We start from the raw sequence: 23448 nt of genomic DNA on the forward strand, positions 1-23448 counted from the left end.
ATTTTTAATTATATTTTTGAGTAAATTCCATGTAATATTCCTTTTACATAGGCTTTTCCCATAGAGAATTTACCTTTTTTTATGGCTCTTCTTGCGAGTGTCCATCGTTCTTTGGTGACATATTTTATATTTCCGTTGTATAATCTGCAAAGCCAAATTCGATTTCTGGTCATATAGTATTGGTAGAAACTACTTCTTTTTGTAAAGAGGTTGTAAGCTTCATATTGTGTATTTACAGCTATTCTCCATTTTGTCTTTGTCAAAAGCCGTAAACACCATTCAGATTCTTCGTAATACATAAAAAAGGTTTCATTCATAAATCCTACATTATCTAATATTTCTTTTCTGAACATCAGTGCACTTCCATCCACATAGTTTATATTGTAATTATAATCAGATGCCTTTACGTTTTCTTTGTATTTTTCATAGTTGATGTGATCACCCGCAAACCCTTTCTCTGGAAACAATAAACCACCGTCTGAAAATATTTTATGACGGTCATTTCTGTAACAGATTCTAGGGCCAATCATTCCTAGATTCGGTAACTCATGTAGATCTTTATACAATTTGTGGATAACTGCTAATGATATTTCAATGTCAGGATTTAGTAATAAAAAATATTTTTTCCCATCTTCAAGAGCTTTTTTAATCGCTAAATTATTTCCGTAAGCATATCCTCCGTTATGATTACTCAGTATAGTATTTATATTTTTTTGAAATCCAAGTTTCTCTATATCATTCTTGTCTTTTGAATCATTATCTACCACATAAATAGATTTTTCGAGAAGTCCTTCTTTTAATAATGAATCCACTTCCCGCTGTGTATCATCAAAAGAATTATAATTCAATATAATTATTGCTAAATCATTCATCTCGTTAAAACGTTTTTCCATTTTTTTAGAGCTTTTTCTTCAGAAAAATTATTTTTAAAATATTCTTCTGCCTGGCTTTTTATACTTTTATAAAAAGATTCATCTTGCAATAAAGATATTATTTTATCTTTAAATATTTCGGGGTTATTATCGGTCAAACATCCATTTGCTATACGTGATGAAAATCCGTCAACTGCTCGTTCTGTTCCCACTACAGGAAGACCAAAAGAAAGAGCTTCTATTACTTTGATTTTAATACCTGTGCCTTCTAGCATTGGGCATATGGCAATTTTTGATTGAGAATAATATTCATCTAAAGTTTCTGAAAACTCTACTAAGGTTACACCTTTTCTTTTTTCAAGATGTTTACAAATACGTCCAATAATTACAATGTTGATATTATCTGGTAATATTGGATAGACATTATCAAAAAACCATTTCATTGATTTTATGTTGAAAATGTTATCTGATCCTACAAAAATAAGATCAAATTTCTTTTCAGAATTAGAAAAAAAATGAGAGGGAAAAGATGGCGGTATATTCACAACTTTATCACCTAAAAACCCTTTAAACACAAAATTCTCATCATTAGATATGGTAATAACCTTATCAAATTTATTAAGATTATTAATTTCCTCCTCAAAACGATCACCGATTTTTAATAAGGGATTCTTATAAAATTCGTTTAGAGTAATCCAATCGTGAGTGTCTATGATTGTTGTCTGATTATTTGAGGGTTTATAATCAATAAGACCGGCCCAAAATTCGTAATTAATAATTATATAATCATATTTTTTAGCCTCAACAATTTTTTCGAAAGACGCTTTGATGTAGTTTGTCAATAAATGATTTGATTTATTGTTTTTTGTAGTTATCAGACTAAATTTATATCTCCAATATTCTAATGATCCTATTCTCTTTACAGGTCGTCGTGAAAGTAGAAATAGAGTGTCAACAAGATTATGATCTATATCTGTGGTGTCACCCATTACTTTATACATATCTTCAATGCCTACTAAATCAATCTGATAACCTAAATTTTTTAGAATATTTAAATTAGCTTTAGCTCTTGTCACGTTTCCTGCCCTGTTGGAAAAAGGATTTTCCGGAAAAAAAAATAGAATTTTTTTTGTCATTGTAATAGAATAATGTCTGAATTAGGCCAAGATTTTGATGTTATACATTTCTAGCTCTTTTAAATAATCGTTTTTTAGTGTATTTTACTTAAACAATTTTAAAACCTCATCTCTCTGCGCATCAATAGAGAACGGATAAATACCTTTTTCCGAATTATGATGAAGGGTATTCCAAAGTTCTTTGTCTGTACAGATTTCAATAATATGATCGGCAAATTTTTGATAATCATCATTCCCTGAAATTAAGGCAGTAATTCTATTTTCTAAAAACATGCCTTCAGCGCCTATTTCTGTGGTTAATACAGGTAGAGTATACTCTAAAGCCTGACCTATTTTGCCTTTTACCCCTGCTCCGAAACGAAGAGGTGAAACCGAGGCAAAACATTTTTCATAATAAGGGATGATATCTTCTACATATCCCGCAATTTCAAACTTCTCCGAGTTCATATTCTGAATAGATTCCGGAGCTTCTGAACCAATAATAGTAATTTTAAGATCCGGCATTTTTTGCCATACAAGAGGCATAATCTTATGATAAAGAATTTCTACGGCATCTACATTGGGATCATGCAAGAAAGTTCCTATGAAAAATATACCTTCTCTTTTTTCAAATGAAGGCATATCTTCAGGTTTTACTTTAAGATTGTGAACATTACTCACGGTAACCAATTTAGATTCGTCTACAAAAGATTTCATAAATTCTTTTTCCTTATCACTGATTACTGCAATTTTATCTGCTTTTTTACAAAGTTCAGTTTCAATATATTTGTATTTTAACAGTTCTTTGGCTCTCTTTTTATCATATTTTATTTCCAGGCCTCGCTCCATTCTCAGATAATGAATGTCTACCATATCGTAAATGATTTTTGCATGAGGAGCATTTTTTCTGAAAAAGTCTAGATAATATTCAAAAAGCTCAGGTCTGTGACACCATACAAAATCTATTTTTGGCAACAGGTTGTCTAAAAAATGTTTTTTTCCTTTTAATATTCCAAAATTATTGATGAAAGGAGTATAAACATTTACATTATGATCATTTAAATTCTGAATATACTTTTTGAATTCTACCGTAGGAATAGACTTTCGCCAATCCATAAGATATACATTATAATATTTTGCAAGAAATTTGGCAATTTCTGTAAGCCTGTTTGATGCAGAATCTTTATCGAAAGTAGGGATCTGACTGTCTACAATAAGAATCGTTTTCTTACCATCATCATGAACAATGGTTTTGTCAGATAAAGGATAATATTTCTTTATATGAATATAGTTTTTTATCTTTCTTTTAATTCCCATCAGGTTGTAGTTTAAAAATGTTGGCGGTAAAAGTTTTTACACTGTATTTATCGAGTATATACTGTGGAATTTCCACATACGGAAGATCAATAAAATCTTTTATAGAATCTGTATTGACATTTTTGCTGTCAATAATCATCATATTATCCGGATGGAAAAAATCATATTCTTTCACGGCTGAATTGGTTGTGATAAGTTTCTTTCGATAGCTAAGACTTTCAAAAGTTCGGAATGAAAGACCTTTCTGATCTGCTCTTTGTATATCGATCATCGATTTAGACCGTGAAATAAAATCCTTAGTTTCTTCTAAGCTAAGATATTTTGTTATGGAAGAGAGATGCGGATAATTTAATTTTTCAAACCAAAATAAAATAAATTTTATTTTCAATCCTGCATCAACTAATGCCTTCGACAAATTATTGATCTCTTCAATTCGATTATCATAAGATGAGATATTGAAAATATCGTACTCATTTTCTCTTGATTCTATTTTTTCGTCGTAAATGAAATTCGTCGTTTCAATAAAACCATAATTTTTTATGTCTTCTTTTTCGTAAGAATAAATCTCGTCAAAAAAATGTGCAATTTCAAGTTGTTGAGGATATTTTTTACAACTGTCGTAATAGTAAGCGATAAAACAGTCTGTTCTTTTTTTAAGCTCCTCCAAAACGTGCAAATCCATAAGATCGGGACGGATAATAAAAATAATATCCTGTTTTTCTTTGATCTGCTGAAGAATCTGTTCGTTAAAAAATTCTCTTTTTCTGTTCTTTCCAAACAGTTTCGTGATTCCGTTCCAGATTTTAACACCTATATGTGGATACTTATATTTTATAACATCCGTTTTTATATCTGTCACATTTATTGATGAATAAGACTGCAATTCTTTGACTACAAAATCAATATAGCCATACGCAAAAGGATAGATTAAAGTAATTTTCTTTAAGGTCATTTTTTAAATATTTCCTGCAGCTTTTTTTCGAATGTTATTTCTTCATTCAGTACCATATCCTTATAAACTCTGAATTGCGGAATATGTTGCGGATAATTGTTCAAAACTTCTTTTATTTTCTCTACGATCGCCGGAATTTTACTCTCGCTGAACTCAAATTTATACTCTTCCGGAATCATTAAATCTTCATAATAAGCAGAAGAACCATTCTTTCCCGAGATAATACAGCAATCCTGAGAAACAGATTCTCTCAACATCTTATCTCTGCCCGGATTTTCACCAAAATCTACATACAATAAAGATTTTGACATCAGTTCCTTGATCTGCGAAGCATTCATGTTTTGAATAGGAATCCATTGCAGATCAGGAGAAGCTTTGATGAGCTCAGGAATTTCTTTTTTACCTTTTTTAGGGTTGTATAGGATCGTTTTGTTGTTAAGATCTTTTTGAATAGGTTCTTTGTTTTCTAAAAATATCGGATTGATGTAATCACACACAAAATCGATCTGGCTTTCAGGGATGCCATGATCTTTCAGATAAATACTCGACCGGTAAGATTGTGCCCATTGATAAACATTGGGTAGAGCTTCAAAATGATATTCCTTATCGTTTTGATTGTAGAATATTTTGGTAATGAAGCTTTGTTTTCTGACCCTGTAATCCATTAAAATTTTATAAAAATCTACACTCAGCCACCAGATTATTTTCTGGCTCTGGGGGTATTTTTTTATTAGAAAAGTCATCGATTCCGGGATGATCAATATATTATCGGGATGGTCTTCAAAACTGTGAATCTCCTGAGTTCTGTAAATATTATAGTTTACAGCTTTTGCATTTGCTTTCTTAGGAACATAATGCATGTATACATTATCAAACCCCAATTCATAAAGCTTGTTTGAAAGCTGGTGCAATGCTTCCGGACCACCTGTCACTTTCTTCGGGGGACAAAATATGATGATCTTGGAAGTATTTTTATAAGAAATCATAGAATCTCAGTTAATAAATAGAGTTTGATTGAGATGTTTTCTCAATTTGAAGGTGCGATAATACCATTTAATTTTTAAAATTACAAAATATTAATTAACCAAATCTTCTACCCAGTTTTCTATTAGATATTTATGAAGAATATTTTTAGGGACTTCACGATAAGGAGTGTTAATAAATATTTCAGGAATCGTGATGTTTTCGATGTCTTCAATAACCAAAATGTTTTCAGGATTGTAAAAATCATAGTTCACAATATCTTTATTGGTTGTAATCAGCTTTTTTCTCAACCCTAAACTTTCAAAAACTCTGAAGCTCAAACCTTGCTGTCTCGATCTGCTCACATCAAGCATAATCTCTGACTCGTCAAGAAAATTATTGATTTCTGATATGGTTAAAGGAGATTTAGAAAACTCCAGATAAGGTTCGGTATTTTCCTTTTTCGAAAAAATAATGATCTTACTTTTTACATTCATGGTGTACAAAGTTTCGGCAATCTTTTTTATAATCGGAAACCGGTTGTCATAAGAGCTTATATTGAATACTTTATATTTGAATTTTGTCTGAATGGTATCCGCAGTTTTATAAATAAAATTTGTTTTAAAGCTTAAATTATATTTTTTGCAGTCCTTCTTTTCAAACGAAAATACCTTATCGAAAAGGGAAAGTATATTTTTGGTTTTCGGATACCTGTTGATAGAATCACTAATGATCAGTACCGATTTTTTTGATTTTGCATTAATGGCTTCAATGGTTTGTTTTGATAAAAAATCAGCCTTAATGTAAATTGCCGTATCGATACTTTTAATATCATTAAGCTTACTTAAAATAACCTCGTTATAATAAACATGTTTAAGATTTATAATTCCTAGGTTTTTAGTGAAAAAATTTAACGTTTTATGAGCAATTCCGGGATATTTGTATTTAAAACTGTGAAAATCAATATGCATTACATCGTACGATTTGTCCTGCAATGCATCAGCAATATATTGGTTATAACCCCAATTATCGTAAGTTATAAGAAGTACAAGCTTTTTAGGTTCTTTCATCCTTTGAAAATCAGCAATTAATTTAATATGGTTTTGTCCAAAAATTCTTTTAAATCTTTTTCCAAAAGCGAAGGCTTGAAGTCTGAATAATTTGTTGAATTTGGCACATAATCGGTTACATGCAAAAACTTATCCATTTTGGGATTGCTGGTCCATGCCCAGTCTGATAATTTTATCTGAGGTGAAAAAATAGTAAATGTCGGAACATTAAGTGCTTTACTGATATTTGTTGCTCCGCCTTCATTACCAATCAGGCATTTACAAAGACTTGTAACGGCAATAAATTCGCGTAAGTTTTTTGTATCAAATGTTTTGATGATCGTTTTTTGTGTTTTTTCCGGTAAAGAATTGTATAAATTGGAAAACTTCTCTTTCTGTGCAGGCATATAATTGCAAAGAATTTTTACTTCAGGCTTATAATCTGCGATAGATTTCAGAAGTTCTGCCATATACTCTATGGGGTACGTTTTTTCTTCTGAGCTTCCAAATGTACTCATCATGATAAGTTGATCATTTACCGATAGATTGTTTTCTGCAAGAATTTTTTTTGCGTTTTCAATTTCTTCATCCAATAAGTAAACTTTAGGAAAAACTTCTTCAAAAGGTATGTTTAATGGTTCAAGCATTTGAAGGCGATGCTCAATTCCGAGTGTTGTGTTTGCAGATTTTACCTGCATTTGTCTTTTTACAGGCTTGTTGTAGAAAATCTGCGTGTAATTTTTGAAAAAGCCAATTCTGGTCTTCGCTCCTGAAAACAGAGAAATAATTCCGGTTTCTATTTTGGAATAAAGATCAATGACAAGATCAAATTTCTTGCTTTTTACCTGAGATACAGTTTTTAAAAGCCCATCTTCATGGAAAAAAAGAAAATGATCGACAAAAGGATTTCCTTTTAATATCTGAGCATGCTTTTCATCCAAAAGAAAGCTGATTTCTGATTGAGGATATTTTTTTTTGAGTTGTGGTAATATCGTTGAGGTCACGAGGACGTCACCCATGAATTTTTTTTGTATAATTAAAATTTTCATTTTATCCTCCAAACTCCAATACCGTTTTTTCAATAATTTTCACACAGTCGAGCAACTGCTCTTCTGTAATCACCAAAGGCGGTGCCAATCTGATGATGTTTCCGTGGGTTGGTTTGGCAAGCAATCCGTTTTCTTTTAGCTTTAAACAAAGATTCCATGCCGTTGAGCTTTCAGGAGTATCGTTGATCAAAATAGCATTCAATAAGCCTTTTCCTCGTACTTTTGTGATAAGGTCAGATTTTTCGATCACTTTTTCAATCTCACTTCTGAATAATTTCCCTAATTCTTCAGCTCTTTCAGAAAGCTTTTCTTCCTCCACGACATCCAAAGCAGCAATTGCAACAGCACACGCAATAGGATTTCCTCCGAAAGTAGAACCATGTTGTCCCGGTTTGATGACGTGCATGATCTCATCATTTGCCAAAACTGCAGAAACAGGATACATTCCACCTGAAAGTGCTTTTCCTAAAATTAAAATATCAGGTTGTACATCTTCATGGTGACATGCAATTAATTTTCCGGTTCTCGCAATACCGGTCTGCACTTCATCAGCGATGAAAAGAACATTGTATTTTTTGCATAATTCTGAGGCATTTTTCAGAAAGTTTTCATCAGGAACATAAACGCCTGCTTCACCCTGAATAGGTTCAACCAAAAATGCAGCAATATTTTGAGCTTCATTTTTTAGAATTTCTTCCAATGCAGCAATATCGTTATAAGGAATTTTGATAAATCCGGGTGTAAATGGCCCGTAATTCTGATTCGCATCAGGATCATTCGAGAAAGAAACAATCGTAGTCGTTCTTCCATGGAAATTGTTTTCGCAAACAATTATTTTGGCAGCATTTTCAGAAATGCCTTTTACTTCATAGCTCCATTTTCTGGCCAGTTTTACAGCGGTTTCAACAGCTTCAGCACCAGAATTCATCGGTAAAACTTTGTCTAAGCCAAATAGGGTAGTGATCTTTTTTTCGTACTCACCTAAACTAGAATTGTAAAATGCTCTTGATGTTAAGGCCAGTTTCTTAGCCTGATTTACCAATGCGTCAACAATTTTAGGATGAGAATGCCCTTGGTTTACAGCTGAATATGCAGAAAGAAAATCGTAATATTTTTTGCCTTCTACATCCCACACAAAAACACCTTCTCCTTTATCTAAAACCACAGGAAGCGGATGATAGTTGTGAGCACCGTGCTGATCTTCAAGATCGATAAAATATTGTGAGTTTTTTGCTGTAACTGTTGACATAAATTTTGGTTTTTACAAATTTACATATTATAAATTACATATCTGTACAGAATAACAATCCTGTAAAATAAGCAGAATTAAGTATGTTTTGACGTTTAAAATTAAAAGTTGAGAAAATATTCGTAAAGTAGGTTACACTTTTAGTTTTTATATCTTTTGACTTTAATAAAATTAAATCAGTTAAAAATTTAACATAAAAAAACCGCCTCAAATTGAGACGGTTAAGTTTATTTTAAAATAATCTTAATGATTATCGTATTTCTTATCCATTACAAAATCTTCCATGAATTTTGTCGTGTAATCTCCCGAAAGATATCTTTCGTCTTCCATCAGCTGTCTGTGGAAAGGAATGGTTGTTTTTACTCCTTCAATATAAAATTCTTCCAATGCACGCTTCATTTTTGCAATTGCTTCTTCACGGGTTTGTGCCGTTGTGATTAATTTTGCAATCATTGAATCGTAGTTTGAAGGAATGGTATATCCTGAATAAACGTGAGTGTCAACTCTGATCCCGTGTCCTCCAGGAATGTTTAATCCTGTGATTTTTCCAGGTGACGGTCTGAAATCAGCATAAGGATCTTCTGCGTTGATTCTGCACTCAATTGAATGTAATTTTGGGTAATGGTTAATTCCCGAAATCGGAGTTCCAGCAGCCAAAAGAATCTGCTCTCTGATCAAGTCATAATCAATAACCTGCTCAGTGATCGGATGCTCAACCTGAATTCTCGTATTCATCTCCATGAAATAGAATTTTCTGTGCTTGTCAACCAAAAACTCGATCGTTCCAACACCTTCATATCCTATATACTCAGCCGCTTTTACAGCTGCATCACCCATTTGCTCACGAAGTTCGTCGGTCATGAACGGAGAAGGAGTTTCTTCCGTCAATTTCTGATTTCTTCTCTGAACAGAACAGTCTCTTTCAGAAAGGTGACAAGCTTTACCAAATTGGTCACCTGCAACCTGAATTTCAATATGTCTCGGCTCTTCAATCAGTTTTTCCATATACATTCCTCCGTTTCCGAAGGCTGCTACAGCTTCCTGAATGGCAGATTCCCAGTGATCTTTAAGGTCTTCAGCTTTCCATACCGCTCTCATTCCTTTTCCACCACCACCTGCAGTTGCTTTGATCATCACAGGATATCCTGTTTCTTCAGCAATTTTTACAGCGTGTTCGTAAGATTCGATCAAACCGTCAGAACCCGGTACACAAGGAACACCTGCAGCTTTCATGGTTGCTTTAGCATTTGCTTTGTCTCCCATTTTTTCAATTTGTTCAGGAGAAGCACCGATGAATTTAATGCCGTTCTTTTGGCAGATTCTTGAGAAATTAGCATTCTCAGACAAGAAACCGTAACCAGGATGAATAGCGTCTGCGTTTGTAATTTCTGCAGCAGCAATAATATTAGGAATTTTCAGATATGAGTCTTTACTCATTGCAGGACCGATGCAAACTGCTTCATCAGCAAATCTTACGTGAAGACTGTCTTTATCTGCTGTGGAATATACCGCAACGGTTTTGATCCCCATTTCTTTACAAGTACGTAAAATACGCATTGCAATTTCGCCACGATTGGCTATTAATATTTTTTTGAACATCTTAATTGGATTTGAAATTTGAAAACTTGAAATTTGAAATTGATTTTTTCATCAATTATCAATCATCATTAATCAACTATAATTAAGATGGATCTACTAAGAATAGTGGTTGGTCGTATTCTACAGGAGTTGCATCGTCAACTAAAATCTTTACGATTTTTCCGCTTACTTCAGACTCGATCTGATTGAATAACTTCATTGCTTCGATTACACAAACCACTTTTCCGTTAGAAACTTCATCACCAACGTTTACAAATACATCTTTATCCGGAGATGGCTTTCTGTAGAAAGTTCCGATCATTGGGGATTTAATCGTTACATATTTGCTGTCATCAGAAGAAGCTTCAGTATTTTGAGCAGGTGCAGCCGGAGTTGCAGCCGGAGCCGGAGCAGCAGCTACTTGTTGAGGAGCTGTATGGTATACAGCGGGTTGAGCATAAGCTACTTCACTTCCAGCTAATGGAGTTTTAATAGTGATTTCGAAATCTTTAGTTTTATATTTTACTTCTGAAACCTCAGCTTTAGATACAAACTTAATAAGATTCTGTATGTCTTTAATGTCCATAAAATTGATATTTGATTTGCTGTCAAAGATACCAAAAAAACATAAAAAACAACAAAAAACCGCCAAATTTTATCAAAATCGGGCGGTTTTTGTATTAAAATGAGTGTTTTTCGATGAAAAACAACTCTTAATTTTCTTCAGTAGTTGCTACTTCTTTTTCTAGAACTACTTTACCTCTGTAGTAAAGTTTTCCTTCATGCCAGTGAGCTCTGTGGTAAAGGTGCATCTCACCTGTTGTTGCATCTTTAGCTAATTGAGGAACTACAGCTTTGTAGTGAGTTCTTCTCTTATCTCTTCTTGTGGACGATTGTCTTCTCTTTGGATGTGCCATTTTGTAATAACTTTTTTAATTGATGAGCGATGAGATTCATCATCCCATCATTAAACTATTTAATTTTTATTCTTTAAATTTTTTAGTGCGTCCCATCTCGGGTCGCTTTCGTGTTCTTCCTCTTCTTCGGTTTCTTTTGGACTGAATTTTTCAAGAATTGCCAGATCTTCATCACTTACATTGGGTGAGATCTTTTTCATTGGGATTGAAAGTGCTACATTTTCGTAGATCAACTGAGCTACATTGAATGCATGATCATTGGTAGGAATGGTAATAACATCTTCTTCGCTGTCATCGTATTCTTCGCCAAACTTTACCAAGATACCAATCTGATTTTCAATCGGGTGAGTGAAATTTTCGTTCGTGATATCACAAACCAATTCTACTGTACCATCAACTTTAATCTCAAATTCTAAAAAAGTAGTGTGTTTATCAAGCAAAACGTCTACTGCAATTTTAGGATCTGTAAATTCCTGTTCAGTGTCAAATAATTGAAAGAACTCTTTATCTATCTCAAACCTGAACTCGTGCTTGCCAGTTTTTAAACCGGAAAAGCTTACGTCATAGTTTCTTAACTTGTCCATAAAATGAGTGTGCAAAAATATGCATTTTTTTTAATATTACAAATAAAATATATAACAAATTAATTTTAATTCGATTACAAATTTTACATTTCAGTTTCTACAGGCAGATCTTCATCAATTCCGTTATCCGAAGGCATTCTTCTTGGCTGCAGACGATTGCTCATCAAATCTTTATAATCATTTCTGTTGTTAAAAATTTTGATGGCTGTGAAAATTGCTTCCATAAAACTCTGCTCGTCCGCGATATTTTTACCCGCAATATCATAAGCAACCCCGTGATCCGGAGATGTTCTGATGAAAGGAAGTGCGGCGGTATAATTTACCCCTTCTTCATAAGCCAAAGTTTTAAAAGGAGCCAATCCCTGATCGTGATACATCGCTAAAACTGCATCGAAATTTCTGTATTTGCTTGGCTGGAAAAAACTGTCTGCCGGAAAAGGTCCGAAAGTAAGGATTCCGTTGTCTGAAAGTTCTCTAATTGTTGGAGCAATGATTTCAATCTCTTCATTTCCGATCACTCCGCCGTCTCCTGAATGTGGATTCAATCCCAAAACAGCAATCTTTGGTCTTGTTACAGCAAAATCTTCAATTAAAGTTTGGTTTAAAGCTTTGATCTGCTTCTTTATTTTTTCTTTAGAAATATTTTCAGCTACCTGTGAAATTGGAATGTGGTGTGTTGAAACTGCCACTTTCAAATCTTCGCTAACCAAAAACATTAATCCTTTTTTGTTGAATTTTTCTTCAAAATATCCAGTGTGACCTGCATGCTTGAAACCCATTTTTACCATTTCATCCTTGTTGATCGGTGCGGTTACCAAAACATCAATTTCTCCTTTCATTAAGGCTTCGGTTGCTGCTTCAAGAGAATCGATGGCCATTTTTGTGGATTCTTCAGTGGGTTTTCCCAATTCTACATTAGAGTTTTCTTTTGTAAGGTTTACCATGTTCAGCTTTCCGTTTTGTGCTTGGGAAGCTTCTGTAATGTAGTTGAAATTTAAATTCAGCTTGAAAATATTCTTCTGAAAAGTGAAAAGTTTGCCCGAACCAAAAATAACAGGAGTGAAAAAGTCTGTAATGGTTTTGTCTTTCAGAGATTTCATGATGATTTCCGGGCCGATGCCGTTGAAGTCACCAATTGAAATTCCTACTCGTACTTTATGGTTTTTTGGGCTCATTTTGATTATCTTTGAAGATTATAATTTTACAAATTTAGCAAAAATAAATATGTTCACAGGAATTATTGAAGCAGTAGGAGTTATTGAAAAAATACAGGAAAACGGAACGAATATAGACTTTACCCTAAGTTGTCCTTTTACGAACGAATTAAAAATAGATCAGAGCCTTGCTCATAACGGCTGTTGTCTTACGGTAGTTGAGATTAAAGACGATAAATATGTTGTCACGGCAATTAATGAGACTTTAGAAAAAACAAATTTAGGTAACTGGAAAGAGGGCAGTGTTGTCAATTTGGAACGTTGTATGATGATGAATGGCAGACTGGATGGGCATATTGTTCAGGGGCATGTTGACAAAACCGGAGAAATTGTAAGCATCGAAAACAAAGATGGCAGCTATTTTGTTACTGTACAATATAATTCAGAAGGTAATTTTGTTACAGTTCCTCAAGGTTCAATCACAGTAAATGGAATTAGTTTGACGGTAGCTAAGAGTGAAGATTTTCAGTTTTCTGTGGCTATTATCCCTTACACATGGGAATTTACCAATATGAATACGCTTCAGGTGGGCGATAAAGTGAATCTGGAGTTTGATATTATTGGTAAATATATTTCGAAACTAATTAATAAGCAGAATGTCGTTTAATAAATATAAAGGATATAGTTTAAGAAATCGTGTGTTTTTCGGTTTCTTACTGATATGTCTTTTAAGTGTTGCAGCTTCTTCTCTGGTTCCTTATTTCGTTTTAAGGAATAATGCGCTCCAGCAGAGTAAGATTGATATGCAGGACAAAACGAATGCGGTCATGGCGTATTTTGATTATGCTCTGAGCCGTACTTCTGTGCAAACCGGCGATCTTAAAAAAGTTTTAGGTAACAAAATATTTGAAATTGCAGATATTAATCAGCACGATATTGTTATTTATGATCTGAAAGGAAATTATCTTCTTTCCAATAAAGAGTCTAATCAGGTTGATAAAAAGAAAATTCCGCTCAAAATTGTCAACGAAATTCTTTCTAAAGAAACCCGCTATGACATTCGTGGGTATGATGCAGAAAAAGATGCGGTTTATACTTCTTCTTATTTAGTTCTTAAAAATAATAACTGGGAACCGATTGGGATTATTTATATCCCACTTTATCATAACGAATCTGCTTACATGGATGTTTTGCATAAATATGTGGTTTATATTTTATTGGTTGATCTGGTTATTATTGCTTTCAGTATTTGGTTGAGTTGGGTTACCTCTAATAATTTGGCTAAAAATATTACAAAATTTTCGGATATGATCACACGTATTACGCTTTTTGAAAACGAAATGCGCCCGATCAAATATTACAAAAATGATGAGCTTAATGCTTTGGCAAGAGCTTACAATAGGATGATTCTTCAGATTCAGGATCAGAAAGAGAGGCTTCGGTTTAAAGCATCGGAAGAAGCGTGGCGCGAAATGGCAAAACAGGTTGCTCATGAAGTGAAAAATCCTTTAACGCCGATGAAGCTGACGATTCAGAATTTTGAAAGAAAATTTGATCCGAATGACCCGAATGTTACTGAACGGGTAAAACAGATGAGCAAAACCATGGTTGATCAGATCGATGTGATTGCGACAGTTGCTTCTGCTTTTTCTGAGTTTGCAAAGCTTCCTGAAAAAAACAACGAAGTTATCAATCTTAATAACGAAATTGATGATATTCTAAGGGTTTTCAACGATGATCAGATATTTGTTCATGCCAATAAGAGCAATATTATGATTACGATGGATCGGGTTTTTCTTTCCCGAATCATCACGAATCTGGTTACCAACGCAAAGCAGGCAAAAAGTGACGACAGAAATCTTTTGGTAAATGTAGATATTGAGCAGCACCAGCGCAGAGTTATTATCTCAGTTCAGGATAACGGAATCGGAATTCCTGAAGAGATGTACGAAAAAATTTTTGAACCGAATTTCACCTCTAAAAACAGCGGAATGGGGCTCGGTTTATCAATGGTTCGCAAAATGGTGGAAGATTATAAAGGTGAAATCACCGTAAAATCTGAAGTCGGAAAAGGTTCTACATTCACGATCGCTTTACCTACCAATTTATAGTGAGGCCTTTTAAGTTTAAACAATTTGAAATTCAACAGTCAAAAGACGTCTTCCGTGTCGGAACAGACGGTGTTTTGCTGGGAGCTTTGGCTAATATTGTTAATGCTAAAAAAGTTTTGGAAGTGGGAACCGGAACCGGTTTGATTTCTTTAATGTTGGCTCAAAGGAATTCTTCTGCTGAGTTTTTAGGAATTGATATTAATGAAGAAGCTGTAAATCTTACCCGACTCAATTTTGAGAATTCACCTTTTTATTTAAGATTAAAAAATATCCATCAGGATTTTAAAAAATTTGAACCCGATGAAAAGTTTGATTTCGTTGTTTCAAATCCTCCGTATTTTGAAGAATCAGGCTCTGAAAAAGATAAATTGGCACGTCAAACTGTTGAGCTGAATTTTCAGCAATTGATTTCAAAATCTTCCAAATTACTTTCTGAAAACGGTATTTTCTCAGTGATTATTCCTTTCGAAATTGGAGGTGATTTTATAAAATTAGCTCATGAAAATCAATTGTATTTAATCCGAAAAATCAATATTAAAGGAATTGAAAATTCTAAAACAAAAAGACTCACTTTGGAATTTTCTTTAACGGAAAAAGAGGTCGAAGAATCAGAATTTATTATAGAAAAAAGTCCGAGACAATACTCGGACCAATATCTTGAACTCACTAAAGAGTTTCATGTTTTTAAAGAGAAATAATTACTCAAAAAGTTCAGCCGTATCAAGCACAGAAACCTTTCCGTCTTCACATCGGATTGCTTCTCCCGGGAAATTCTGAATCATGTGATAATCGTGAGTTGCCATTACCACCGCAGCTCCGTTTTCCAAAGCAACCTGCTTTAGTAGAGTCATAATTTCATTTGATGTTTCCGGATCAAGATTTCCTGTAGGCTCATCGGCTAAGATTAAATCAGGGTGATTTAAAAGTGCTCTTGCAATCGCAATACGTTGCTGTTCACCACCGGAAAGTTCGTGCGGCATTTTATGTTTTTTGCCTTTCATGTTTACGCTCGAAAGAACTTCATTGATGCGCTCGTCGATTTTATGTTTGTCATTCCATCCTGTGGCTTCCAAAACGAATTTCAGGTTTTTTTCAACCGTTCTGTCGGAAAGCAATTGGAAATCCTGGAAAACAATACCCAATTTTCTTCTCAGATTAGGAACGTCTGAAGCTCTTAGCTTTGCAATGTCGAATCCTACAACTGTACCAACTCCGCTGGCTAAAGGGATGTGACCATAAAGTGTTTTAAGCAGTGAGCTTTTTCCGGAACCTGTTTTCCCGATAAGGTAGCAGAATCTTCCTTTTTTTATATTAAGGTTAACATCAGAAAGAACAGTGAAGTTTTTCTGTGCAATCTTTGCGTGCTGCAGACTTACAATGCTGTCTCCGGAGATATTGGTATGTGGCATAAATCTATTTTTAGGTGCTTTTGAGAAAGCGCTTTTTCAGATTTTAAAAATAAAAAAAGATATTCTATAAACCTAAGAAATTAATATATTTTAACAACAAAAAATGCCTGAAAAAGTACTTTTCAAGCATGATTTGTATATTGTAACTAAAGAATTATCTTTTAGCTCTTGCAGAACTCACTGTTAAGCTTTTTCTTCCTTTAGCTCTTCTTGCAGCTAAAACTCTTCTACCGTTTGGTGTAGACATTCTTTCTCTGAAACCGTGTTTGTTTCTTTTCTTTCTTTCTGATGGTTGGAATGTTCTTTTGCTCATTACTATATGTTTAAGTCGTAATTATCTATTAATTTTCAGGTTGCAAATATATGCATATTTTTATTAAGTGCAAATGTTACTTGTCTTTTTTTGAAATTATTTTATGGCAATTATCTGTATATTATTAAAAATCCTTTCTGCAAAAGCCTTCCTTTGCTTTCTCAATTATTAGTCTGCAATACGTATAAAAACTTTATCTTTGGAAACTCAAATTTAAAGAAAATGTTTACACCTGCAGAGCTTTTAGAAATCAATACCCTTCTTGTACCGGAAAATAAAATTGTTATTCTTACCCATTATAATCCGGATGGAGATGCGATTGGCTCAAGTTTAGGTTTAAAACATTACTTAAAAGCTAAAGGTCTGGAAGCAGAAGTTGTTGTACCCAACGATTTTCCGAAATTCCTGAAATGGATGCCTGAAGCGAAGAAAAATATCATCGGCGAATACAAAAGAAAAGTTGCTTTTGATATAGTTAATGAAGCAGATGTTATTTTCTGTCTTGATTTTAATTCTCCGGCAAGAATCGGAATTTTGGGTGACTGGTTGATGAAATCGAAAGCTAAAAAAATTCTTATCGATCATCATCAGCAACCTGAAGATTTTGATTTTGTGTATTCAGATACCATTATTCCGGCAACTTGTCAGATGATTTATCATTTTATTGAAGCGATGGATGACGAGAAACTGGTCAATAAAGATATTGCAGAATGTCTTTATACAGGAATTATGACCGATACAGGAGGTTTCCGTTTTCGTTCTACGAGTGCGACGACGCACAGAATTGTTGCTAATTTAATTGAAAAAGGTGCGGATCCTTCTATTATTACTTCGAATACATGGGACACGAACACGGTTTCACGCTTACATTTGCTGGCTTTAATTTTAGGACGAATCGAAGTGGTGAATGATGGTAAAGTTGCTGTTTTATATTTAACGAGAAAAGAACTTCAGGAATATGGTTTCCAGAAAGGTGATACCGAAGGTTTTGTAAATTACGGACTGAGTATTGTCGGGGTAAGAATGGCGGCTTTCTTTATGGAAGATCTTTATGAAGATTTTATTAAAATTTCTTTCAGAAGTAAAGATGATGTAGATGTGAATCAGTTTTCGAGAAAATATTTTAACGGAGGAGGCCACATCAATGCGGCGGGAGGAAAATCAATGGAATCTTTGTCTGATACAATTGAAACTTTTAAAAGCAGAATTGCGGAAGAAATTTTATAATGAAGATTACAGTCTGTCTGCCACTTTTTTATAACCTTTGTTTTCTAATTCTTTACACGTATAATCGTAAACTTCTGCAAACATTTCGTCAAGAAAATTCTTTTTAAATAAGCTGAACTTCGTCATTTTAGGCGGGTCTAAAAAGATGTCGCAATGACTTGCTTTAGAATAAACCGATTTTGCAATGGCTAAATGCAGAATGCGGTCAAATTCTTTCATTAAACTCATGTTTTCCAAGCCGTCGTAGCTGATCGAATTTACGTGTGAGCCGATAAGGAAATCGCATTTGTCGATAATCGGTTCTATCGGCAGATTGTCTAAAACTCCACCGTCAACATAAATTTTCTCACCAATTTTTACGGGAGGCAAAACGAAGGGTACGCTCGATGAGGCTAAAAGTGGTCCGAAAAGTTCACCTTCAGAGAAAAAATCTACGATACCGTGGGTCATTTCTGTTGCCGCAACATAAACCGGAATTTTTAAAACTTTAAAATCATCTTCGGGAAAATGGTCATTGAAAAGCTTCAGGATAAATTTAGAGCTGAAAATTCCGTTTTTGGATAATTTTAAATAAGAACGTGAAAAAAAGGTGGTGTTTTTCACAATTTCCATCATTTCATCCGGAGTTTTCCCAAACGAATAAAATGCTCCGATAATGGATCCTGCGCTTGTTCCTGAAATGATATCCGGCTTTAAGTCATATTCTTCCAAGGCTTTGAGAACAGCAATATGGGCGATTCCGCGCATTCCGCCTCCGGAAAGTGTGAGTCCTATTACAGGTTTCTTTTTTTTAAAAGAGAATATGCCCATTTAGAATTTTAAGCCTTACTAAGATAATAATTTCAAATCATGAATATCGTTCTGCCTAAATTTTAAAGTAAAAGTTTTTTAGGTAAGTGATGCAAAAGTTCGGTATTGATGATTTCTGCACAGATGGAAGGTTTTTCCCAATGACCATTGTGTCCGCAATCCAAAACATAAGATTTGATGTTGGTACGATCCGGAAGATTATTGATGGTTATATCCGTTTTTACGGCATTGTCATGTTTTCCGGCAAGAACCAAAATTTTAGCTTCTACTGTTTCCAGAATATGTTTTTTGTCGGTTCTTTCCACCATTCCTTTCACACAGGCTAAAGCTCCAAGATTATTGGTTGAAAGAGCAACTTCCAAAGCAGTTTCTATTTTTCCTTCTAAAACGTCTCTTTCATTTGGATTAAATAAATTCGGAACTCCGGCTCTTGCATAATGAGCAAAAGCATTTTCTATAATTCGGTAACTTTTGATACGCTGTTCTTTTTTTTCTGCATCATCAGGAAAATAAGTGGAGAAAAATAAGGTAAGACTTTTTAAATATCCAGGAAATTTCTCGGCAAATGCCAGTGAAACATAACCTCCCATCGAATGTCCGAGCAAATGAATTGTATTTAAATTTTGATGATCCAGAACTTTTTTTACTTCTTCTGCCATCATCTCCATGGTGTGTACTTCAGCTAAAATATCTGATTTGCCGTGCCCCGGAAGATCGATTTTTAAAAGTATAAAATCTTTGGAAAGATGTTTTTCAAGGTCGCTCCAGATCGAAATGTTCTCCATAAAACCATGAAGCAGAACCAAAGTTTCTTTTCCGTCACCTTTTTTTTCAAAATTGAGCATAATTTTAGATTTTAATATTGAATATCGATGTAATCTACAAATCCTGAACCATTTACCATATCCTGAAGTCTGTATGTTTTTCCGCCGTCTTTAGAAGCAAATGTTTTGGTTCCTTTTCTGGTGTATGGTTTTCCGTTATCGTTTACAGAGATTTTTTGGGTAATTTCTCCGGTGAAATTCATGTGTTTGGCAGAAACTACCTGTACAAATCCTTTGATGTATACAGAGTTATTTCCGGATTTTATACTTCCTGAAACATTATAATTATCTCTTTCTCCATCAATTTTTTTAAAGTCTACTGTTCCGGAATATTTTGGTGAACTGTCATTTTGGTAAATGAATTTATGGCTTCCGTTAAAATCTTTGAAACGGTTTTTACTGTTCAGAGCCTGAATGCTGTCGTTTATTTTGGTTGTCACAGCGTTCATGGAGTCTACAATTTTTACGCTGTCAGATTTTTTGTCTGTGCTTGTGGTTTCTTTCTTTGAGCAGGAAAAACTCAGAATTGCAATTCCGAATAAAATGAAGATGTTTTTCATCATGGGTAGAAATTTTATGCTCAAATTTATATAAAAAAAGAGCATTATAAAAATGCTCTGAGGTTTTATTTTATTACGTTTTCGTAAACTTTCTTTTCCCATGGTTTGACTTCGGCAATTCCGTATCGTTCTTTTTTGGCAATCGAAATATTATCCATCATGTCTACGAAATTTTTGTAATTCGAATCGTCAGTTGGTTTTACAATGACTGTGAAGATCTCTTTTTTAGGAGCTTTGGCATAAGCTTCTGAAATGATCTTGGAAACATTCATGCCGTTGTAATCTGTTTCTTTTAAACCGGCTTCTGTTAATTCTTTTTCGTTGCTCTGATGATAAAAAATTCTGTTGTTTTCTCCGATGATAAATGTAATTTGATTGAGCTGGTCAATTACAATATTATCAGTTCGGGTAGGATTTGGATCTTTTGCAGGCAAGCCTAAATCCATGACGTTGGGTTTGGTAAAATTGGTGGTAAACATAAAAAAGGTAATCAATAAAAATCCTAGGTCAACCATTGGGGTCATGTCGATACCGATTCTTTTTTTACTCTGACGGGATTTTCCGCCTTGTTTTTCGTTTGTGATAACTTCAGCCATAATTCAGTTTTTAGTATTGAACAAATTTTCAGATTTAATGAATTATTAATTCATTGTAAAATGATTCTATGCAAAGTTTATACCTAATTATGGAATTTTTTGAAGAATTTTGATTTTGTTGATTTGGAAATATAAAAAAGCTTGTGACGATTGTATTCTCACAAGCTTTTATGATATTTTAAGAGTCTGGATTATTTATTAATGAGCAATTTTTTAGAAAGAATATTTTTTTCTGCACTGTCAATCTGAATAATATATATTCCGCTTATAAATACTGAAACATCAATAGAAATGTTTGTTTCAGAATATTTTTTACTGAAAATCTTTCTTCCTGCGGTGTCAAAAATAGCCACTGTACTTTCTATGGGAAGATGATTGATGCGAACAATATCTGTTGCAGGATTGGGATATATTTCCGGATTTTGAATATCCTGCAGTAATATATCCTCCGTCTGGTGTTTGCACAATAGATTTTGAAATTTCACTATTTGACCCGCCAAAAGATTTTTGCCATTCGATGATTGGAGCCTGAGCTTTGGCAATGAAAGAAAAAGAAAAAAATAAAAGAATAGATTTGAAATATTTCATAAGCATTTGGTTTGGTGTGGATTATTCAAAATTAAATAAAATTATTCAAATTTTAATGAATAATTAAACTTTTACATAGGATCTGATGAAAAACAAGAAGACTCACACTTTTCAGTATGAGTCTTTAAATATATTTTGAACTTCTATTTATTATTCTTGAAGTAATTTACACCACATTCTAAGAATTTTTTGAATTTCTCTTTTTCCATATATCCGGAAACCGGTGTGTTAATTACTTTTCCGTCCGGAGTTAAAAGAACATAATGCGGTTGAGAATTATTATTAAAATTAGCAGTCTGGAATAAACTCCATCTATCACCGATTGTTTTTACTTTTTTCACCTGCCCGTCTCCCAGATCTATTTTGGTTTTTTGATCTTCAGGAAGTTCTTCTTTGTCATCTACATATAGTGAAGCAAGAACAACATCGTTTTGAAGAATTGGTAAAATATCGGGTTCGCTCCATACAAACTCTTCCATTTTACGGCAGTTTTCGCAACCATAACCTGTGAAGTCTATTAAGATCGGTTTTTTCTCTTTTTTTGCCAATTCAATGGCAGCGAAGAAATCATGTTCAGGGTGCATTCCCAGAATTCCGTCTTTTTCGTCATGGAAATAACTTACATTTAGTGGAGGCAAAATTCCGCTTAACAATTGCAGTTTTGGTCTTTCGGCAGGAATTAGTCCCTGAATTAAATAAACAATAAATCCTATTCCTAAAACACCGATAATTTTTCTTGTAATAGAAATTTTAGGCTTCTTATCATCATGTGGAAATCTTATTAATCCGAATAAATAAATAACCAATCCGATGGCAACCACAATCCATATTGCGATGAATAATTCTCTTTTAATTAAGAATGTTTTAGAAACCAAATCTGCTTTTGATAAGAATTTTAAAGCCAAAGCCAATTCTACAAAACCTAAAACAACTTTTACGGTATTCATCCAACCGCCTGATTTCGGAAGACTTTGTAAAGCTTGCGGGAATAACGCCAGTAAACCGAATACAATTGCCCAAGCTAAACCAAAACCTCCTAAAGCAAATGTCAACAGCATCGGAACGTTTGCCGAACCTGTAATGGCGCTTCCCAATAAACTTCCCAAAATAGGTCCTGTACAAGAGAAAGAAACGATTACTAAAGTTAAAGCCATAAAGAAAATACCGATCATTCCGCCTGCTTCTTCAGCTTTTGAAGATTTGTTGGCAATCGAACTTGGCAAAGTAATATCATAATATCCGAAGAAACTTCCTGCGAAGAAAATAAAGATGATGAAGAATACAATATTCAACCAAACATTCGTAGAAATTTCATTAAAAATATTTCCTGCAATTCCGTCAATTAAATGGAAAGGAACACTCAATAAAACAAAAATTAAAAGAATGAAAAATCCGTAAATCAATGCATCTCTTTTTCCTTTTGCCGGGTTTTTATTTCCTTTTGTAAAGAAAGAAACCGTCAACGGGATCATCGGGAATACGCATGGAGTCAGTAAAGCAATTAAACCTCCAAGGAAGCCCAATAAAAGATACGTCCAATAATTTTCATCGATTTTTGATGAGCCTGTTCCGCAATCTGTCAAAGGTTTTGCAATATCAATAGAAGCAATTTTTAATTGTTTCGGGTCAAGTTTTGGGGCGTCTGTAACAGTAATTTCTCCTTTTGCAGGATTTTCAACTACAGTTTCAGTGGTTTTTACAGAATCTTTTGCCGGCTCTGTTTTTTTATCAATTGCAGTTTCTGCGGTTCCATTCGGAGTAACTGTTTTATTGAATTCTAAAGTATTCGGAGCAAGACAAACCCGGTCGTCGCAAGTTTGGTAAGTAATTTCGGCAACTACATCTCCAGGTTTTGTAGGATCTTTTAATTTAAATTTTTGCTTAAAACCAGCAGAATTCGAATAATAAATAATTGTTCCGCCAAATGCTTCAGAAAATTCTTCATGCTTTTTCCCGATTTCCTGAAATTTTCCGATCAGCTCAATGTTTTTCCCCGAAACAACGTATTCTGTAGGAATTCCTGTGTCTTCCGGAATGTCTCTTGAATAAATATGCCATCCGCTTTCAAGCGTTGCATTCAGAACGGCTTCGTACTGATTATTGCCAAGATCGTTGACTGCGAATTTGAATTTTACGGGATTTTTGATTTGTGCATTGATTCCTGTTGCCAAAAACAATAGAATCAGTAAAAACCAGCTTTTAAATTTCATT

Annotated in this window: 25 protein-coding genes; 4 read left to right on the plus strand and 21 right to left on the minus strand. The window is 33.9% G+C overall.

What is annotated here, in order from left to right; translation table 11 throughout:
- Positions 1–8 precede the first annotated feature (8 nt).
- From BA768_RS05555 to pdxA, 13 genes are all read right to left on the minus strand, one after another.
- The gene (locus BA768_RS05555) at positions 9–893 is read right to left on the minus strand and encodes a glycosyltransferase (protein WP_228388310.1); all 885 of its coding nucleotides are present in this window, start codon (positions 891–893) and stop codon (positions 9–11) included.
- Entirely contained in the window at positions 869–2008 is a 1140-nt protein-coding gene (locus BA768_RS05560) for a glycosyltransferase family 4 protein (protein ID WP_065720016.1), read from the minus strand. Before BA768_RS05560 ends, BA768_RS05555 begins: the two co-directional genes overlap by 25 nt.
- Before the next feature lie 84 nt (positions 2009–2092).
- On the minus strand, positions 2093–3304 hold the full coding sequence (locus BA768_RS05565) for a glycosyltransferase family 4 protein (protein ID WP_065720017.1): 1212 nt from the start codon (positions 3302–3304) through the stop codon (positions 2093–2095).
- Positions 3294–4256: a hypothetical protein gene (locus BA768_RS05570; RefSeq protein ID WP_065720018.1), complete on the minus strand. Its 963-nt coding sequence runs from the start codon at positions 4254–4256 to the stop codon at positions 3294–3296. Before BA768_RS05570 ends, BA768_RS05565 begins: the two co-directional genes overlap by 11 nt.
- Positions 4253–5242, minus strand: coding sequence for a hypothetical protein (locus BA768_RS05575; RefSeq protein ID WP_065720019.1), 990 nt, complete (start codon positions 5240–5242; stop codon positions 4253–4255). Before BA768_RS05575 ends, BA768_RS05570 begins: the two co-directional genes overlap by 4 nt.
- Before the next feature lie 90 nt (positions 5243–5332).
- Positions 5333–6289, minus strand: a complete 957-nt coding sequence (locus BA768_RS05580; protein WP_065720020.1) for a hypothetical protein — start codon at positions 6287–6289, stop codon at positions 5333–5335.
- A gap of 17 nt (positions 6290–6306) precedes the next feature.
- The gene (locus tag BA768_RS05585) at positions 6307–7287 is read right to left on the minus strand and encodes a glycosyltransferase family 9 protein (protein WP_165601773.1); all 981 of its coding nucleotides are present in this window, start codon (positions 7285–7287) and stop codon (positions 6307–6309) included.
- Positions 7288–7318: 31 nt separating this feature from the next.
- The gene (gene rocD / locus BA768_RS05590) at positions 7319–8566 is read right to left on the minus strand and encodes an ornithine--oxo-acid transaminase (RefSeq protein ID WP_065720022.1); all 1248 of its coding nucleotides are present in this window, start codon (positions 8564–8566) and stop codon (positions 7319–7321) included.
- Between the two features lie 243 nt (positions 8567–8809).
- Positions 8810–10165, minus strand: coding sequence for an acetyl-CoA carboxylase biotin carboxylase subunit (gene accC, locus BA768_RS05595; protein WP_034678986.1), 1356 nt, complete (start codon positions 10163–10165; stop codon positions 8810–8812).
- 82 nt (positions 10166–10247) lie between these two features.
- Entirely contained in the window at positions 10248–10730 is a 483-nt protein-coding gene (gene accB / locus BA768_RS05600) for an acetyl-CoA carboxylase biotin carboxyl carrier protein (protein WP_034678988.1), read from the minus strand.
- Between the two features lie 127 nt (positions 10731–10857).
- Positions 10858–11061: a 50S ribosomal protein L32 gene (gene rpmF / locus BA768_RS05605; protein WP_034678990.1), complete on the minus strand. Its 204-nt coding sequence runs from the start codon at positions 11059–11061 to the stop codon at positions 10858–10860.
- Positions 11062–11120: 59 nt separating this feature from the next.
- Positions 11121–11645: a YceD family protein gene (locus BA768_RS05610; RefSeq protein ID WP_065720023.1), complete on the minus strand. Its 525-nt coding sequence runs from the start codon at positions 11643–11645 to the stop codon at positions 11121–11123.
- 83 nt (positions 11646–11728) lie between these two features.
- Positions 11729–12820, minus strand: a complete 1092-nt coding sequence (gene pdxA, locus BA768_RS05615; RefSeq protein WP_065720024.1) for a 4-hydroxythreonine-4-phosphate dehydrogenase PdxA — start codon at positions 12818–12820, stop codon at positions 11729–11731.
- A 49-nt stretch (positions 12821–12869) separates the two neighbouring features.
- On the opposite strand from pdxA, the gene BA768_RS05620 reads away from it, so the two are divergent.
- The 3 genes from BA768_RS05620 to BA768_RS05630 are packed head-to-tail and all read left to right on the plus strand — an operon-like array spanning position 12870 to position 15608.
- Complete coding sequence (locus tag BA768_RS05620) at positions 12870–13466, plus strand: riboflavin synthase (RefSeq protein ID WP_034679283.1); 597 nt, start codon at positions 12870–12872, stop codon at positions 13464–13466.
- Positions 13456–14910 (plus strand): sensor histidine kinase, encoded by a 1455-nt coding sequence (locus BA768_RS05625; RefSeq protein ID WP_034678996.1) that lies wholly within the window; start codon positions 13456–13458, stop codon positions 14908–14910. Before BA768_RS05620 ends, BA768_RS05625 begins: the two co-directional genes overlap by 11 nt.
- Positions 14910–15608: a tRNA1(Val) (adenine(37)-N6)-methyltransferase gene (locus BA768_RS05630; protein ID WP_065720025.1), complete on the plus strand. Its 699-nt coding sequence runs from the start codon at positions 14910–14912 to the stop codon at positions 15606–15608. The genes BA768_RS05625 and BA768_RS05630 overlap by 1 nt, the downstream gene beginning before the upstream one ends.
- Here BA768_RS05630 and BA768_RS05635 read toward each other — a convergent pair whose 3' ends face one another.
- A complete protein-coding gene (locus BA768_RS05635; RefSeq protein ID WP_034679000.1) occupies positions 15609–16319 on the minus strand; it encodes a cell division ATP-binding protein FtsE in 711 nt (236 codons plus the stop codon).
- Between the two features lie 154 nt (positions 16320–16473).
- The gene (gene rpmH, locus BA768_RS05640) at positions 16474–16632 is read right to left on the minus strand and encodes a 50S ribosomal protein L34 (RefSeq protein WP_034679005.1); all 159 of its coding nucleotides are present in this window, start codon (positions 16630–16632) and stop codon (positions 16474–16476) included.
- 222 nt (positions 16633–16854) lie between these two features.
- On the opposite strand from rpmH, the gene BA768_RS05645 reads away from it, so the two are divergent.
- Entirely contained in the window at positions 16855–17859 is a 1005-nt protein-coding gene (locus tag BA768_RS05645) for a DHH family phosphoesterase (protein WP_065720069.1), read from the plus strand.
- Positions 17860–17865: 6 nt separating this feature from the next.
- On the opposite strand, the gene BA768_RS05650 is transcribed toward BA768_RS05645, so the two are convergent.
- From BA768_RS05650 to BA768_RS05675, 6 genes are all read right to left on the minus strand, one after another.
- On the minus strand, positions 17866–18669 hold the full coding sequence (locus BA768_RS05650; protein WP_065720026.1) for a patatin-like phospholipase family protein: 804 nt from the start codon (positions 18667–18669) through the stop codon (positions 17866–17868).
- A gap of 62 nt (positions 18670–18731) precedes the next feature.
- On the minus strand, positions 18732–19514 hold the full coding sequence (locus tag BA768_RS05655) for an alpha/beta fold hydrolase (protein ID WP_065720027.1): 783 nt from the start codon (positions 19512–19514) through the stop codon (positions 18732–18734).
- An 11-nt stretch (positions 19515–19525) separates the two neighbouring features.
- Positions 19526–20056 carry a hypothetical protein gene (locus BA768_RS05660; protein WP_065720028.1) on the minus strand — a complete coding sequence of 177 codons (531 nt, stop codon included), beginning with the start codon at positions 20054–20056 and terminating at the stop codon, positions 19526–19528.
- A 62-nt stretch (positions 20057–20118) separates the two neighbouring features.
- A complete protein-coding gene (locus tag BA768_RS05665) occupies positions 20119–20649 on the minus strand; it encodes an ExbD/TolR family protein (protein ID WP_065720029.1) in 531 nt (176 codons plus the stop codon).
- 191 nt (positions 20650–20840) lie between these two features.
- Positions 20841–21134: a T9SS type A sorting domain-containing protein gene (locus tag BA768_RS05670; protein WP_165601774.1), complete on the minus strand. Its 294-nt coding sequence runs from the start codon at positions 21132–21134 to the stop codon at positions 20841–20843.
- A gap of 246 nt (positions 21135–21380) precedes the next feature.
- Complete coding sequence (locus BA768_RS05675; RefSeq protein ID WP_065720031.1) at positions 21381–23447, minus strand: protein-disulfide reductase DsbD family protein; 2067 nt, start codon at positions 23445–23447, stop codon at positions 21381–21383.
- Position 23448: the final 1 nt, after the last annotated feature.

This window comes from Chryseobacterium sp. CBo1 (assembly GCF_001693475.1).
GTDB classification, from domain to species: Bacteria; Bacteroidota; Bacteroidia; order Flavobacteriales; family Weeksellaceae; genus Chryseobacterium; species Chryseobacterium formosense.

Excerpts from the sequence above, each read along its gene's own strand:
- rpmH (WP_034679005.1), bottom strand. The coding sequence starts at position 16,632 with ATGAGCAAAAGAACATTCCAACCATCAGAAAGAAAGAAAAGAAACAAA.
- BA768_RS05620 (WP_034679283.1), top strand. The coding sequence starts at position 12,870 with ATGTTCACAGGAATTATTGAAGCAGTAGGAGTTATTGAAAAAATACAG.
- pdxA (WP_065720024.1), bottom strand. The coding sequence starts at position 12,820 with ATGAGCCCAAAAAACCATAAAGTACGAGTAGGAATTTCAATTGGTGAC.
- BA768_RS05575 (WP_065720019.1), bottom strand. The coding sequence starts at position 5,242 with ATGATTTCTTATAAAAATACTTCCAAGATCATCATATTTTGTCCCCCG.
- BA768_RS05660 (WP_065720028.1), bottom strand. The coding sequence starts at position 20,056 with ATGATGAAAAACATCTTCATTTTATTCGGAATTGCAATTCTGAGTTTT.
- BA768_RS05565 (WP_065720017.1), bottom strand. The coding sequence starts at position 3,304 with ATGGGAATTAAAAGAAAGATAAAAAACTATATTCATATAAAGAAATAT.
- accB (WP_034678988.1), bottom strand. The coding sequence starts at position 10,730 with ATGGACATTAAAGACATACAGAATCTTATTAAGTTTGTATCTAAAGCT.
- BA768_RS05650 (WP_065720026.1), bottom strand. The coding sequence starts at position 18,669 with ATGGGCATATTCTCTTTTAAAAAAAAGAAACCTGTAATAGGACTCACA.
- BA768_RS05675 (WP_065720031.1), bottom strand. The coding sequence starts at position 23,447 with ATGAAATTTAAAAGCTGGTTTTTACTGATTCTATTGTTTTTGGCAACA.
- rocD (WP_065720022.1), bottom strand. The coding sequence starts at position 8,566 with ATGTCAACAGTTACAGCAAAAAACTCACAATATTTTATCGATCTTGAA.
- BA768_RS05625 (WP_034678996.1), top strand. The coding sequence starts at position 13,456 with ATGTCGTTTAATAAATATAAAGGATATAGTTTAAGAAATCGTGTGTTT.
- BA768_RS05570 (WP_065720018.1), bottom strand. The coding sequence starts at position 4,256 with ATGACCTTAAAGAAAATTACTTTAATCTATCCTTTTGCGTATGGCTAT.
- BA768_RS05665 (WP_065720029.1), bottom strand. The coding sequence starts at position 20,649 with ATGGCTGAAGTTATCACAAACGAAAAACAAGGCGGAAAATCCCGTCAG.
- BA768_RS05645 (WP_065720069.1), top strand. The coding sequence starts at position 16,855 with ATGTTTACACCTGCAGAGCTTTTAGAAATCAATACCCTTCTTGTACCG.
- BA768_RS05560 (WP_065720016.1), bottom strand. The coding sequence starts at position 2,008 with ATGACAAAAAAAATTCTATTTTTTTTTCCGGAAAATCCTTTTTCCAAC.
- BA768_RS05610 (WP_065720023.1), bottom strand. The coding sequence starts at position 11,645 with ATGGACAAGTTAAGAAACTATGACGTAAGCTTTTCCGGTTTAAAAACT.
- rpmF (WP_034678990.1), bottom strand. The coding sequence starts at position 11,061 with ATGGCACATCCAAAGAGAAGACAATCGTCCACAAGAAGAGATAAGAGA.
- BA768_RS05580 (WP_065720020.1), bottom strand. The coding sequence starts at position 6,289 with ATGAAAGAACCTAAAAAGCTTGTACTTCTTATAACTTACGATAATTGG.
- BA768_RS05585 (WP_165601773.1), bottom strand. The coding sequence starts at position 7,287 with ATGGGTGACGTCCTCGTGACCTCAACGATATTACCACAACTCAAAAAA.
- BA768_RS05655 (WP_065720027.1), bottom strand. The coding sequence starts at position 19,514 with ATGCTCAATTTTGAAAAAAAAGGTGACGGAAAAGAAACTTTGGTTCTG.
- accC (WP_034678986.1), bottom strand. The coding sequence starts at position 10,165 with ATGTTCAAAAAAATATTAATAGCCAATCGTGGCGAAATTGCAATGCGT.
- BA768_RS05635 (WP_034679000.1), bottom strand. The coding sequence starts at position 16,319 with ATGCCACATACCAATATCTCCGGAGACAGCATTGTAAGTCTGCAGCAC.
- BA768_RS05555 (WP_228388310.1), bottom strand. The coding sequence starts at position 893 with ATGGAAAAACGTTTTAACGAGATGAATGATTTAGCAATAATTATATTG.